This window comes from Roseovarius halotolerans, from assembly GCF_900172255.1.
Lineage (GTDB): Bacteria > Pseudomonadota > Alphaproteobacteria > Rhodobacterales > Rhodobacteraceae > Roseovarius > Roseovarius halotolerans.
Window position 1 is genome coordinate 472688 of the sequence record NZ_FWFU01000003.1, and the last position, 12636, is coordinate 485323.

Below are 12636 nucleotides of genomic sequence, written 5' to 3' on the forward strand. Positions count from 1 at the left end.
ACGCGGCACAAGCACGAAGGACCAACGATCATGCGCAGCGCGACGATCACCCGCAAGACCGCCGAGACCGATATCAGCGTCACCGTCACCCTTGACGGCACCGGCCGTTATGACAACCGCACCGGCGTCGGGTTCTTCGACCACATGCTCGACCAGCTCGCGCGCCACTCGCTGATCGACATGACCATCCGCTGCGACGGCGACACCGGGATCGACGACCACCACAGCGTCGAGGATGTCGGCATCGCCCTTGGTCAGGCCCTCAGCGAAGCGCTCGGCGACAAGCGCGGCATCCGCCGCTACGGCGATTGCCTGCTGGCAATGGATGACGCGCTGGTGCGCGCCGCGCTCGACCTGTCGGGGCGCCCCTATCTCGTCTGGAATGTCGACCTGCCCACGCAGAAGATCGGCAGCTTCGATTGCGAATTGCTCCGCGAATTCTTCCAGGCCTTCAGCACCCATGGCGGCATCACGCTCCATGTCGATGCGCTGCACGGGATCAACAGCCACCACATCGCCGAGGCCGCGTTCAAATCCGTCGCTCGCGCCCTGCGCGCGGCGGTCGAACCCGATCCGCGCATGTCCGACGCCGTGCCCTCGACCAAGGGGGCGCTGTAAGCGCCATGACCACCGTCATCATCGACTATGAATCGGGCAACCTCCATTCGGCGGCCAAGGCGTTTCAGCGCATGGCGGGCGAAACCGGCGCGGGCGAGGTGATCGTCACGTCGGATCCCGAAGTCGTGCGCACCGCCAGCCGCGTGGTCCTGCCCGGCGACGGAGCCTTTCCCGCCTGCCGCGATCAGCTTTACGATCACCGCGGCCTGTTCGAGGCGATCGAGGACACCGTGATCGCACGCGGCCAGCCCTTCATGGGCATCTGCATCGGCATGCAGATGCTCGCCACGCGCGGGCTGGAATACCGGGAAACCGCCGGTTTCGACTGGATCTCCGGCACAGTCGAACGCATCGCGCCGTCCGATCCCGCGCTCAAGGTGCCCCATATGGGCTGGAACGATCTGGTGATCGACCACCCCCACCCGATCTTCGACGGCATCGCCACCGGCAATCACGCCTATTTCGTGCATTCCTACCATTTCCGGGTCAGCGACCCCGCGCATCTTCTGGCGCATGTGGATTATGGCGGCGCGATCACCGCCGTCGTCGGGCGTGACAACATGGTCGGCACCCAGTTCCACCCCGAGAAAAGCCAAGCCACCGGCCTGCGCATGATCGCCAACTTCCTCAACTGGAAGCCCTGATCGCGCCATGCCGACTGTCAGATTGGCTTATCCCGCGCTTTAAGAGAATGACACGTTCCGCCCCTAGTCATGGTGACATTGCATACCATGACAGAAGGATTTTGATCGTGTCCCATCTTCGCATTGCCCTCAAACCCTTGATCGCGGGCGTTTTCTGCGCCCTGCCCGCCCTCGCCTCCGCAGCGACCGTGGATTTCGAGGAATTCACCACCTTCCAGCAACTCGGCACCCAGTTCACCTCGCAGGGCCTGCGCTTTACCGCGACATCGGGCGACATGCTGGCCTATCCCGTCGGTGCGGTTCCCACCGTGCCCGAAAGCGGCTCGACCAGTATCGGCATGAGCAACAACCCGAACGCGCCCACGCCGGTCAACTCCTCCGTGACCCTCTCGACGCTCGGCGGCGAAGCCTTCGACCTTCTCAGCCTGCGCGCCTCCGAGGGTCGGAACCAGGGCCGCTTCTTCGCCGATTTCGCTTCGAGCGCACTCGACATCATGGGGACCCGCGCGGATGGCTCGACAGTGTCGCTGAACTTCGCGCTGGACGGCATCGCCGGGAACAACCCCGCCACCGATTTCGAAACCATCAACTTCCAGGGGTTCACCGGCCTGACAAGCGTCACCATTACCGGGCAAGGCGGAACCCGCGGCGGCTATGCCTTCGGTTTCGATGATGTGACCTATCAGGTTTCGACCGTGCCGCTGCCTGCCGGGCTGCCGCTGGCCGCCAGCGCCTTTGCGCTGCTCGCCGGGCTGCGCATGCGGCGCAAGTCGCGCGCCTCCTGACGGGATCGCGCCTCGCGTGGCGGGGGAAACCCCGCCACGCCAACGCCTATTGCACGCGCTTCCAGGTCTGCTTGGCGCAGATCAATCCGCCCGCCACGCAGCCGCGCAGATTGAGCGAATTGCCCTCAAGGTCGATCTTGCCGATATAGATCTTGTCATTCGACGGGCGCCAGACCTTGCCCTCGTAATGCCCTTCGCCCACCGGCTCCATGTTGCGCACCAGCATCTTGCCGATCGTGTCCGACTGATACTCCCCGCCATCGCGGAAGGTACGCGCGATCGTGCCACAGATTTTCTGGCCGCAGGGCTGCATCTTCACATGGGCGAACGCCCCGTCATCCACCTCGGTCTGCCAGGTGCCGAGCACGGGGTCGGCGGCGGCGATGGCCGCACTGGCCAACAGCGCGGCGGCGGCGACTGCCAGTTGTTTCATCATGGAACTCCTCCTCATGTCACGGCCAAAGGCTGCAACCGTCGCCGGGTCGAATCAAGTCTGACGTCGGGTCGCGTTGCATTTCGCGCGACCGCATGCCAAATGGCGCCCACCGCCAGCTTGCAAGGATGCCCCCGATGATCCTCTATCCCGCCATCGACCTCAAGGACGGCCAGGCCGTGCGCCTCTTCAAGGGTGAAATGGCGCAAGCCACGGTATTCAACGACGACCCCGCCGCCCAGGCCGAGGATTTCGTGCGCGCGGGCTGCGAATGGCTGCACCTCGTCGATCTCAACGGCGCCTTCGCCGGCACCCCGGTCAATGCCACCCCCGTCGAAGCGATCCTCGAACGCTGCAAGGTGCCCGCCCAGCTTGGCGGCGGCATCCGCGACATGGCCACCATCGAACGCTGGCTCTCGAGGGGGCTCGCGCGGGTGATCCTCGGGACCGTGGCGGTGGAAAACCCCGCCCTCGTGCGCGAGGCCGCGCGCGCCTTCCCCGGCCAGGTGGCCGTGGGCATCGACGCGCGCAAGGGGCGCGTGGCCACCAAGGGCTGGGCCGAGGAAACCGACGTGCTTGCCACCGATCTCGCCAAATCCTTCGAGGACGCAGGCGTCGCGGCGATCATCTATACCGACATCAACCGCGACGGTGCCATGCAAGGTCCGAACGTGGCCGAAACCGCCGCGCTGGCCAATGCCGTGTCGATCCCGGTGATCGCCTCGGGCGGCGTCAGCTCCATCGCCGACCTCGAAGCCCTCAAGAGCTGCGGCGCACCGCTCAACGGCGCGATCTCGGGGCGCGCGCTCTATGACGGCGCGATCGACCTCGCCGAGGCGCTCGCGGTGATGCGCGCCTAGCGCCCCGCCGCCGCCTCGGTCAGCTTGATCAGCGCCATGCGCATCTTCTGGATATAGGCCGCGTCATCGTCGATGCCCTCCAGATCGTCCAGCGTCTCTTCGGGGTCTTCATAGGCCAGCCAGACCTGCCCGTCGCCATCCTCGTAGACCAGCACCTTGAGCGGCAGGAAAAGCCCCGCCAGCGCATTGGCCTGCATCGGCGGCGTGCCCAGCTTCGGGTTGCCGAAGATCAGCAGCTGCGACGGCGCCAGATCCATATCCACACCGGCGGCACCCGCCCCGTGATCGACGCGCGCGAACACCGTCGCGCCCGCGCCCTCGACGGCCTCCACAAGCGCATCCATCGTGGCGCCCACATCGCCGCCCGCCTGCATCCGCATGATGTCGTCCTGCGCGGCCGCCGCGCCATGCGCCATCGTCGCAAGCATGATCGCTCCCAGAATCCGTCTCATCGCGTGCTCCTTTCACAAGTCTGAATGTCACGCCCCTATCCTCTGGAAACCCGCGCGCTTTGCCCATAAACAATTCCGTGACAGCAGAAACCCGGACCCGCCATGCTCAAGATCCGCATCATCCCCTGCCTCGACGTCGCCGACGGCCGCGTCGTCAAGGGCGTGAACTTCGTCAACCTGCGCGACGCGGGCGACCCGGTGGACGCCGCACGCGCCTATGACGCTGCGGGCGCCGACGAACTCTGCTTCCTCGACATCCACGCCACCCACCAGAATCGCGGTGTCATGCTCGACGTGGTCAGCCGCACCGCCGAGCAATGCTACATCCCCCTCACAGTGGGCGGCGGCGTGCGCAGCACCGAAGACGTGCGCGCCCTTCTGCTGGCCGGCGCCGACAAGGTCAGCTTCAATTCCGCCGCCGTCGCCGATCCCGACGTGGTGCGCCGCGCCGCCGACCAGTTCGGCAGCCAATGCATCGTCGTCGCCATCGACGCCAAGACGGTCAGCCCCGGCAAATGGGAAATCTTCACCCATGGCGGGCGCAAACCCACCGGCATCGACGCCGTTGAATTCGCCCGCCTCGTCGAATCGAAAGGCGCGGGCGAGATCCTGCTCACCTCGATGGACCGCGACGGCACCCGCGAAGGCTTCAACCTGCCGCTCACCCGCGCCATCAGCGACGCGGTCGACATCCCCGTGATCGCCTCGGGCGGGGTCGGCACGCTCGACCACCTCGTCGACGGCGTGACCAAGGGCGGCGCCAGCGCCGTTCTGGCCGCCTCGATCTTCCATTTCGGCACCTTCACCATCCAGCAGGCCAAGGATCACATGGCCGCCCACGGCATCCCCACAAGGACAGGCGCATGACCCTCGAAGAGCTTGAACAGATCGTCGCCACCCGCGCCAGCGCCCCCCCCGACGAAAGCTGGACCGCCCAGCTTCTCGCGCGCGGCCCCGAATACGCCGCCCGCAAATTCGGCGAAGAGGCCGTCGAGGCGGTGATCGAAGCCGTGCGCAACGACCCAAGCAGCCTCACATCCGAGGCCGCCGACGTGCTTTACCACCTCCTGGTCATGCTGCGCGCGCGCGACGTGACGCTCGCGGATGTGATGGAGGAACTCGCCCGCCGCCAATCCCGCACGGGCCTTCAGGAAAAGGCATCCCGCCCCCGATGATCCGCCATATCGTCTTCTTTACCGCCCGCGACGCCGCCGATCTCCCCGAGATCGAAACCGGCCTCAACCTGCTGTCGGGCATCCCCCATGCACGCCATTTCGAGGTCCGCCCCAACCTGCGCGCCGACCGGCTTTCAAATGCCGATGTCGATTTCGTCGTCTACGCCGAATTCGACTCCGAGGCCGATCTCGCCGCCTACAAGGCGCATCCGCTCTACCAGGCCTCGATCGACCGCGTGAAACCGCTGCGCGACACCCGAATCGCCGCCGATATCGCGGCCTCCTGACCCCGACCACGCTTTCATTGTTCCAGATACACTCCGGGGGAGTCGCGCCCTGGCGCGACGGGGGCAGCGCCCCCTTTCGCTAGAGCTTCGAGGAAATCACCCCGGTATTGAAGCCGCCCATGCGCAGCTCGCCGAAAAGGCGCTGATACTCGATCTTGGGGCAGCGGTTCATCACCACGTCCACGCCGCGCGCCCGCGCGCGCTCCGCCGCCGCCTCGTTGACGACCCCGATCTGCATCCAGATCGTGCCAAGATCGGGAAAGGCCGCCAGCGCCTCGTCGACGATCGGCCCCACATGCTCGGAGCGGCGGAAGATATCCACCATGTCGACCTTGCCCTCGATCTCGCCAAGGCTCGCCACCACGCGCGCCCCGAACAGCATCTCGCCCGCATGGCCCGGATTGACCGGCACCACCTCGAACCCCTTGAGGCTCAGGTAACGCGCCACGTAATAGCTCGGGCGCACCGGGTTCATCGACACACCCACCACCGCCACGCGCCGCGTGCGGGTCAGGATATCGCGCAGGAAGGCGTCTGAATAATCTTCACTCATGCATGTCATCCTAGCCTGCTTGCTCCGCATAAAAAAGCGCCCAAGGAAAGCCTTGGGCGCCAGTCGCGGAACGAGGGACAGTGAAGTGAAACGCCGATGTTCCGTATCAGCGCTTCCGACTCTTAGATAGGAACGATTCCAAGTTTAAAAAGGGGTTGTAAAACCTGTGTGATCACGTTTGCGCGAGCGCCCGGCGCATCAATCGAAGATATCCTCGACCACATCCCAGACCTCGCTCCAGATCTTGCGCCCGAGCGATTTGCGCTTCTTTCTCGCCCTGTATTCGCCCTTGCGGCGCTTGTCATGGGATCGGAATTCGGGCTTGGCGACGCGGGTCGCGCGCGGCATCCCCGCCAACGGCGAAGAGCCGGTTTTCTTCACGTTTTCAGTGCGCTGCGGCATGGCCTTCATGTCATGCAGCGGCGCTCCGCAACCCGCACAGCTCAGCTCATGACGCCCCGGCGCCAGGACCAGCACGGCGCGCGTGCCGCAATAATTGCATGTGGCGATCTTGGGCTGCATGTCCTGGAGTGCCTTTGTTCAGCGTCTCGACGCATATAGGGCCACCGCCGCCGCGTTCGAGACGTTGAGCGAACCGAAATCGCCCCAATAGGCGATTCGCGCCAATGCGTCGCAGCTCTCGCGCGTTTTCTCACGCAATCCCGGCCCCTCGGCCCCCAGCACCAGCGCCACCGCCCCCTCGCGGCGTCCCTCGAGCACGGTCTCGATATCGGCCTCGGCCTCGCCCGCAAGACCGACCACAAGATAACCCATGTCCCGAAGCGCACCGATCGCCCGCGCGAGGTTCGTCACCCTGAGGTAAGGCTGGCGCTCCAGCGCCCCGCTCGCGGTCTTGGCCAGCGCGCCGGTCTCGGGCGCCGAATGATGGCGCGTCGCGATCACCGCGCAGGCCCCGAACACCTCCGCAGAACGCAGGATCGCCCCCACGTTATGCGGATCGCTCACCCGGTCCAGCAACAGCACCCTGGGCGGCGCCTCGCCCGGCGCGGCGGCGCAGATATCCTCCAGGCTGCCCCAATCCAGCGGCTTCACCTCCAGCGCCGCCCCCTGATGCACCGATTGCGGGTCGAGCGGCGCCGCGAACTTGCGCGGATCGGCCATCTCGGGCGCGATCCCTGCGGCGGAGATCGCCTCGTCCAGCTTGTCGGCGGCGTTCTTGGTGACGATCAGGCGCAGCTTCTCGCGCGCCGGGTTCATCAGCGCATCGCGCACCGCGTGCAGCCCGAAAAGCCAGACAGTCTCGGCACTCGCCGCCTTTTTCGCCTGTTCCTTCTCGATCACCCAACGGGGTTTCTTCACGGCCATGGTCGCCCTTTCCTGATGCGGGGCGACAATGCGTGGCCACGCAGGGCGGCGCAAGCCATTTTCCGGTTGACGCCCCAGACCCGCTTTCCTAAATACGCCCTCACGTCCGGGGCAATGTCCCGGTCCGTGGGCGACAGGCCGCAAGGTGTGGCAGGGGACTGTAACTCCCTCGCGGAGACGCACGCTAGGTTCGATTCCTAGGTCGCCCACCATTCTCCCCTCCCCCCCTTCCATTGCCACGCGGATCGACGGCGTTGCCTGTCAGGCGCGCGTTCCCCCTTCTGCCCGCGCCGCGATACCCCTATAGTGGCCCCAGAGGCAAAACACCGGGCAGAGTGCGAGTGATGGCCGCCAAGGCGAAAACCAAACCGAAGGCGCAGCAAGGCGCGTTCAACATCCTGATCGTCGCCCAGGGCGGGCGCCTGCAATACGAGGCGCTGATCTTCGCCGCCTCCCTGCGCGCCAATGCCCCCGGCTTCAAGGGCCGGCTGTTCGTCGCCGAACCCCAGCCCGGCCCGCTCTGGTCAGGTGATCCCACCATTCGCGGCGACGAGACCCGCGCCCTCCTCACCGAGATGGGCGCCGAAATCATCCCCTTCGAGTCGCGCCATTTCGGCCAGTCCTACCCTTATGGCAACAAGATCGAGGCGCTTTTCGCCATGCCCAAGGGCGAGCCTTTCGTGTTTTTCGACACCGACACGCTCGTGACCGGCGATCTCGCCTCTGTGCCCTTCGATTTCTCGCGCCCCGGCGCGTCGCTGCGCCGCGAAGGCACCTGGCCCGAGATCCAGCTCTACGGCCCCGGCTACCATGAGACCTGGAAATCGCTCTATGACAAGTTCGGCCTCGATTTCGACTCCTCGCTCGATCCCGCCTGGCCCGACGAATTCTGGCGCCGCTACCTCTATTTCAACGCCGGGTTCTTCTTCTACAAATGCCCGCACGCGTTCGGGAAACGCTTTCTCGACTATGCGCTCGCCATCCGCGACGACCCGCCGCCCGAACTGATCTGCCAATCACTCGACCCCTGGCTCGACCAGATCGCGCTGCCACTGGTGATCCATTCCTTCGGCGGTGGCCGCGATGCCCTGCCCGCCGGGCTGCTCGATGGCGCGGTGACATGCCATTACCGCCTCCTGCCCCTGCTCTATGCGCGCGAATCCGACCGCGCGGTGCAGGTGCTCGAAGAGATCTGCGCCCCCAACCGCATCAAGAAGGTGCTCAAGGCCCACGACCCGATCAAGTTCATGGTCTATCACGGCCGCGGCCGGAAGGTGCGCGCGCTTTTTGATCGCGACGATCTCCCCCGCAAGGAACAGGCGATCCGCAACACCATCAAGCGCAACGGCTTCTGGATGCGTTGAGGCCCGACCCAACCCCTTCATCTGGCCCGAAATACCTCGGGGGGTCCGGGGGGCCGGCCCCCCGGCCTTGCCCGAACGCACCCGTTCCCCCTCGCCATGCCAGTTGTGAGCCCGCCCGCGATGGCCTACACATTCGCCCATAGAATTCCGCAGAGAGGACCTTTCACATGGCATACGGCTTCGACACATTGCAGATCCACGCGGGCGCCCGGCCCGACCCGGCCACCGGCGCGCGCCAGACGCCGATCTACCAGACCACCGCCTATGTGTTCCGCGATGCCGAACATGCCGCGGCGCTCTTCAACCTCCAGGAAGTGGGCTATATCTACTCGCGCCTCACCAACCCCACCGTGGCCGCGCTCCAGGAACGCGTCGCCACGCTCGAGGGCGGCGCCGGGGCGGTCTGCTGCTCCTCGGGCCATGCCGCGCAGATCATGGCGCTCTTCCCGCTCATGGGTCCGGGGCTCAACGTGGTGGTCTCGACCCGGCTCTACGGCGGCTCGATCACCCAGTTCAGCCAGACGATCAAGCGCTTCGGCTGGTCCGCGACATTCGTCGATTTCGACGATCTCGACGCCGTCGCGGCAGCGATCGACGATGACACCCGCGCGATCTTCTGCGAATCCATCGCCAATCCGGGCGGCTACGTCACCGATCTCGACGCCATCGCCAAGATCGCCGACAAGGCCGGGCTGCCGCTCATCGTCGACAACACCTCGGCGACGCCCTATCTCTGCCGCCCGATCGAACACGGCGCCACGCTGGTCGTGCATTCGATGACCAAGTTCCTGACCGGCAACGGCACCGTCACCGGCGGCGTCGTCGTCGATTCCGGCACTTTCGACTGGTCCGCCTCCGGCAAGTTCCCCTCGCTCAGCGAACCCGAGCCCGCCTATCACGGCCTCAAGTTCCATGAGACCTTCGGCCCGCTCGCCTTCACCTTCCACGGCATCGCCATCGGCCTGCGCGACCTCGGCATGACCCTCAACCCGCAGGCGGCGCATTACACGCTGATGGGCATCGAAACCCTCAGCCTGCGCATGCAGCGCCATTGCGAGAACGCGATGACCGTCGCCCAATGGCTCGAAAACGATGACCGGATCGAGGCCGTCACCTATGCCGGCCTGCCCTCCTCGCCCTATCACGACCGCGTCGCGCGGATCTGCCCCAAGGGCGCGGGCGGGCTGTTCACGGTCACGCTCAAGGGCGGCTATGACGCCTGCGTCAAGCTGGTCGACAGCCTCGAGCTCTTTTCGCATGTGGCCAATCTGGGCGACACCCGCTCGCTGATCATCCACTCCGCCTCGACCACCCACCGACAGCTCTCGCCCGAACAGCAGAAGGCGGCGGGCGCATCGCCCGATGTGGTGCGCATTTCGATCGGCATCGAAGATGCCAACGACATCATCGCCGATCTCGATCAGGCGCTCGCCAAGGCCACCGCCTGATCCGACCCGGACCTGAGCGCCAGGGCCGCACCTGCGGCCCTGGCCGCCTTCCGTCGTCACGACCCCGCACATCCCTTTCCCTCGGCGGGAAGCTGCTGTAAAATCAAGGCTTGAGGTGCCGGACTCCCACTGGCCCCGACCCGATGCTACTGCGGTGCAAATGAAACCGAATTTCGCCCTCACCCTCTCGTTTGAAGGCCTGGCCCTTCTGCACCGGGCCTATCCGGGCTGGCACAGCGTCGGCGACGTCGCGTTCGATGTGCCCGACCTGCCCGACGCCCTGGCGCAGCTGCGCGACCGGGGGCTGGCGCTCGATCCCGCCGGCATGACCTGCAAGCTGGTGATCCCCGACGACCAGATCCGCTATCTCGATTTCGACCCCGACGGCGCGACCGGCGAGGCGCTTGAACAGGCGGTGCGCGATCAGCTCTCCGGCGCCACCCCCTACGCGCTCGAAGACCTCGCCTATGACTGGTCCTTCGAAGCCGGCCAGGTCCATGTCGCCGCCGTCGCCCTCGAAACCCTCGACGAGGCCGAGGAATTCGCCGCCCGCTACGGCTTCAATCCGGTCTGTTTCGTCGCCATGCCCGCGCGTGGCCGCTTCGTCGGCGAACCCTGGTTTGGCCAGGCCGCACAGGCCGAACAGCACATGCAGCCGGGCGCAGTGCTCGAACGCGACAGCGCCGCGATCCGAATCATCGGCACCGCACCGGAGCCCTCATTCGCCGACGCAGCCGAACCCGAGCCGCAGGCCGAAGCGGCACCGCAGGCCGAACACGAACCGCAGATCGAACAAGAACCGCAGGTCGAACACGAACCGCAGGCCGAGCCCGAATCCGAAACCGAAGCCATTCAATCCGACCCCGCTCTGGCCCCCGTGCCCGAGAGCGCCCCGGACACCGCGCCCGAGACCGACAACCACGAGGCGCCCGTCCTCGCCGCAGGCAAAGAACCCGTCGCCGCCTTCCGCTCGGTGCGCGCCAGCCGCGATGACGCCACCGCGCCGGTGTCGCGCCGCCTCGAAGGCGCGGCGCGCGGCCTCACCACCATCGCGCCCGCCAGCAGCGCCGCGCCTCCCGTCACCGGACACCCCGAGGACTCAGCGCGCGACCATGACGCGCCCGATCTCCGCGCCGCCTCCGACGACCGGCTTCACCCCGCCGAAAACGACAACGACCCCGCAGCCGCCTTCTTCACACAGCGCGACGCCGCCGTCAGCAGCGTCACCGCCACGCCGCCGCCCCCGGCGGATGAAAAGCAGCGCATGACCATTTTCGGCGCGCGCGACGCTGCGCCCGTGGGCGGCAAGCCGCGCTATCTCGGCCTTGCCCTGACCGCCGCGCTGCTCCTCTTCCTGGTCGCCGTTGCCGCCTGGGCCTCGATCTTCATGGACGATGGCGTCACCGGCCTGTTCCGCTCGAAACCGTCGCCCCAGATCGCCGTCGTGCCCGCCCCCGAAAAGGCCACGCCCGACGAAACGACGGCCGCAGCCCCCCCTCCCGCGCCCGCCGATCGCCCCGAAACCGCCGCGGAACCCGCGCGCACCGATACGCCCGATGCCGAACTCACCCCGGACGAACTGCTCTCGCGCTACGCCGCGACCGGCATCTGGCAACAGGCCCCCGAGGCCCCAAGCGCCCCCAGCCTGATGACGCTCGACGATTTCTACCAGACCTCGATCGACACGCCGGTGCGCTCCAGCGATGCCGTGGCCCTGCCCGCCGTCGATGCGCAGCGCGCCGATACCGCGCCCGGACGGCCCGCCGATCCGGTCGCCCCAGACACCCGCTTCGTGATGGACGATCGCGGCCTCGTGCTCGCCACACCCGAAGGCGCGCTTACCCCGCAGGGCGTGCTTGTCTATGCCGGTCGCCCGGCCCTGACGCCCGGCAACATCCCGGATCGCCCCAGCGGCGCCACCATCGCCGACACCCTGACCGAGGCCGAATCCCTGCGCCTCTTCTCGGTGCGCCCGCGCCCGCGTCCCGGCAACCTCGCCGAACAGAACGAACGCGGCCAGCTCGGGGTCGGCGGCCGCAGCCGCTCCGAACTCGCCTCCCTGCGCCCACGGGTTCGCCCCGCGAACATCGCACCACCGGCACAGCAAACCGCCGCCGCTGCCGCGCCAGAGCCTCAGTTGATCGTCGATCCCGAGGCCGTCAATGCCGCCCTCAACGAGGCCGCCCGCCAGCCCGACCCCTTCGCCTCCGCCACGCCGCAGGCGGTCTCGAACTCGCTCAAGCCCAATCTGCGACCGCGGAATTTTGAAAAGACCGTCGCCAGAACCCGCGCCACCGCACAGTCGACCCCGGTCAGCGCCACGCAGCGGATCGCACCCAGTGCGCCCACGGCCACCACCGTCGCGCGCGCCGCCACCGAACAGAACGCCATTTCGCTGCGTCAGGTGAACCTGATCGGCGTCTATGGCAGCCCTTCCAATCGCCGCGCGCTCGTGCGGCTGGCGAATGGCCGCTACGAAAAGGTCCAGGTCGGCGACAAGCTCGATGGCGGGCAGGTCGCCGCCATCGGCGAAAGCGAGCTGCGCTACCAGAAACGCGGCAAGAACATCGTGCTGAGAATTCCCAAGGGCTGACCCAGGCGCGGGCGCTCGAAACGGGTTCTGTACAGACCTTTGGCACGATGCGGTGAATCCTGTACAAAACCGCCGTACAAAACGGACGATTTGTACAG

General features: G+C 66.7%; 15 protein-coding genes and 1 tRNA gene. 11 read left to right on the forward strand and 5 right to left on the reverse strand.

Translation table 11 applies throughout. The annotated features are described in order from the left end of the window. The first annotated feature begins 30 nt into the window (after positions 1-30). The 3 genes from hisB to ROH8110_RS13430 all read left to right on the forward strand — a co-directional run bounded on the left by hisB (position 31) and on the right by ROH8110_RS13430 (position 2047). Positions 31-618: an imidazoleglycerol-phosphate dehydratase HisB gene (gene hisB, locus ROH8110_RS13420; RefSeq protein WP_085818231.1), complete on the forward strand. Its 588-nt coding sequence runs from the start codon at positions 31-33 to the stop codon at positions 616-618. 5 nt (positions 619-623) lie between these two features. Then, positions 624-1262, forward strand: coding sequence for an imidazole glycerol phosphate synthase subunit HisH (gene hisH / locus ROH8110_RS13425; RefSeq protein WP_085818232.1), 639 nt, complete (start codon positions 624-626; stop codon positions 1260-1262). A 107-nt stretch (positions 1263-1369) separates the two neighbouring features. Next, on the forward strand, positions 1370-2047 hold the full coding sequence (locus ROH8110_RS13430) for a hypothetical protein (protein ID WP_139837419.1): 678 nt from the start codon (positions 1370-1372) through the stop codon (positions 2045-2047). A gap of 46 nt (positions 2048-2093) precedes the next feature. Here ROH8110_RS13430 and ROH8110_RS13435 read toward each other — a convergent pair whose 3' ends face one another. Further along, positions 2094-2480 (reverse strand): DUF2147 domain-containing protein, encoded by a 387-nt coding sequence (locus ROH8110_RS13435; protein ID WP_085818507.1) that lies wholly within the window; start codon positions 2478-2480, stop codon positions 2094-2096. A 137-nt stretch (positions 2481-2617) separates the two neighbouring features. Between ROH8110_RS13435 and hisA the strand changes: the two genes are divergently transcribed. Further along, positions 2618-3340, forward strand: coding sequence for a 1-(5-phosphoribosyl)-5-[(5-phosphoribosylamino)methylideneamino]imidazole-4-carboxamide isomerase (hisA, locus tag ROH8110_RS13440; RefSeq protein ID WP_085818234.1), 723 nt, complete (start codon positions 2618-2620; stop codon positions 3338-3340). On the opposite strand, the gene ROH8110_RS13445 is transcribed toward hisA, so the two are convergent. Continuing rightward, complete coding sequence (locus ROH8110_RS13445; protein WP_085818235.1) at positions 3337-3792, reverse strand: DUF302 domain-containing protein; 456 nt, start codon at positions 3790-3792, stop codon at positions 3337-3339. The genes hisA and ROH8110_RS13445 overlap by 4 nt on opposite strands. Before the next feature lie 102 nt (positions 3793-3894). Between ROH8110_RS13445 and hisF the strand changes: the two genes are divergently transcribed. The 3 genes from hisF to ROH8110_RS13460 are packed head-to-tail and all read left to right on the forward strand — an operon-like array spanning position 3895 to position 5254. Then, a complete protein-coding gene (gene hisF, locus ROH8110_RS13450; RefSeq protein ID WP_085818236.1) occupies positions 3895-4659 on the forward strand; it encodes an imidazole glycerol phosphate synthase subunit HisF in 765 nt (254 codons plus the stop codon). Continuing rightward, positions 4656-4967 (forward strand): phosphoribosyl-ATP diphosphatase, encoded by a 312-nt coding sequence (locus ROH8110_RS13455; protein WP_085818237.1) that lies wholly within the window; start codon positions 4656-4658, stop codon positions 4965-4967. Before hisF ends, ROH8110_RS13455 begins: the two co-directional genes overlap by 4 nt. Then, positions 4964-5254: a Dabb family protein gene (locus ROH8110_RS13460; RefSeq protein ID WP_121143702.1), complete on the forward strand. Its 291-nt coding sequence runs from the start codon at positions 4964-4966 to the stop codon at positions 5252-5254. The genes ROH8110_RS13455 and ROH8110_RS13460 overlap by 4 nt, the downstream gene beginning before the upstream one ends. Positions 5255-5333: 79 nt before the next feature. On the opposite strand, the gene ROH8110_RS13465 is transcribed toward ROH8110_RS13460, so the two are convergent. From ROH8110_RS13465 to rlmB, 3 genes are all read right to left on the reverse strand, one after another. Continuing rightward, positions 5334-5807 carry a CoA-binding protein gene (locus ROH8110_RS13465; protein WP_085818239.1) on the reverse strand — a complete coding sequence of 158 codons (474 nt, stop codon included), beginning with the start codon at positions 5805-5807 and terminating at the stop codon, positions 5334-5336. A gap of 198 nt (positions 5808-6005) precedes the next feature. After that, the gene (locus tag ROH8110_RS13470) at positions 6006-6329 is read right to left on the reverse strand and encodes a hypothetical protein (protein WP_085818240.1); all 324 of its coding nucleotides are present in this window, start codon (positions 6327-6329) and stop codon (positions 6006-6008) included. 18 nt (positions 6330-6347) lie between these two features. Next, the gene (gene rlmB / locus ROH8110_RS13475; protein WP_085818508.1) at positions 6348-7127 is read right to left on the reverse strand and encodes a 23S rRNA (guanosine(2251)-2'-O)-methyltransferase RlmB; all 780 of its coding nucleotides are present in this window, start codon (positions 7125-7127) and stop codon (positions 6348-6350) included. Between the two features lie 134 nt (positions 7128-7261). On the opposite strand from rlmB, the gene ROH8110_RS18735 reads away from it, so the two are divergent. From ROH8110_RS18735 to ROH8110_RS13490, 4 genes are all read left to right on the forward strand, one after another. Next, a tRNA-Tyr gene (locus ROH8110_RS18735) sits at positions 7262-7345 on the forward strand. A gap of 132 nt (positions 7346-7477) precedes the next feature. Continuing rightward, positions 7478-8497 (forward strand): GT-B fold glycosyltransferase domain-containing protein, encoded by a 1020-nt coding sequence (locus ROH8110_RS13480; protein ID WP_085818241.1) that lies wholly within the window; start codon positions 7478-7480, stop codon positions 8495-8497. Between the two features lie 167 nt (positions 8498-8664). Then, positions 8665-9945, forward strand: coding sequence for an O-acetylhomoserine aminocarboxypropyltransferase/cysteine synthase family protein (locus ROH8110_RS13485; RefSeq protein WP_085818242.1), 1281 nt, complete (start codon positions 8665-8667; stop codon positions 9943-9945). A gap of 160 nt (positions 9946-10105) precedes the next feature. Beyond that, on the forward strand, positions 10106-12538 hold the full coding sequence (locus tag ROH8110_RS13490) for a hypothetical protein (protein ID WP_085818243.1): 2433 nt from the start codon (positions 10106-10108) through the stop codon (positions 12536-12538). The last annotated feature ends 98 nt before the right edge of the window (positions 12539-12636 follow it).

Coding starts and splice junctions, on each gene's coding strand:
- hisB (WP_085818231.1), top strand. CDS start 31: ATGCGCAGCGCGACGATCACCCGCAAGACCGCCGAGACCGATATCAGC.
- hisH (WP_085818232.1), top strand. CDS start 624: ATGACCACCGTCATCATCGACTATGAATCGGGCAACCTCCATTCGGCG.
- ROH8110_RS13435 (WP_085818507.1), bottom strand. CDS start 2,480: ATGAAACAACTGGCAGTCGCCGCCGCCGCGCTGTTGGCCAGTGCGGCC.
- hisA (WP_085818234.1), top strand. CDS start 2,618: ATGATCCTCTATCCCGCCATCGACCTCAAGGACGGCCAGGCCGTGCGC.
- ROH8110_RS13445 (WP_085818235.1), bottom strand. CDS start 3,792: ATGAGACGGATTCTGGGAGCGATCATGCTTGCGACGATGGCGCATGGC.
- hisF (WP_085818236.1), top strand. CDS start 3,895: ATGCTCAAGATCCGCATCATCCCCTGCCTCGACGTCGCCGACGGCCGC.
- ROH8110_RS13455 (WP_085818237.1), top strand. CDS start 4,656: ATGACCCTCGAAGAGCTTGAACAGATCGTCGCCACCCGCGCCAGCGCC.
- ROH8110_RS13460 (WP_121143702.1), top strand. CDS start 4,964: ATGATCCGCCATATCGTCTTCTTTACCGCCCGCGACGCCGCCGATCTC.
- ROH8110_RS13465 (WP_085818239.1), bottom strand. CDS start 5,807: ATGAGTGAAGATTATTCAGACGCCTTCCTGCGCGATATCCTGACCCGC.
- ROH8110_RS13470 (WP_085818240.1), bottom strand. CDS start 6,329: ATGCAGCCCAAGATCGCCACATGCAATTATTGCGGCACGCGCGCCGTG.
- ROH8110_RS13480 (WP_085818241.1), top strand. CDS start 7,478: ATGGCCGCCAAGGCGAAAACCAAACCGAAGGCGCAGCAAGGCGCGTTC.
- ROH8110_RS13485 (WP_085818242.1), top strand. CDS start 8,665: ATGGCATACGGCTTCGACACATTGCAGATCCACGCGGGCGCCCGGCCC.
- ROH8110_RS13490 (WP_085818243.1), top strand. CDS start 10,106: ATGAAACCGAATTTCGCCCTCACCCTCTCGTTTGAAGGCCTGGCCCTT.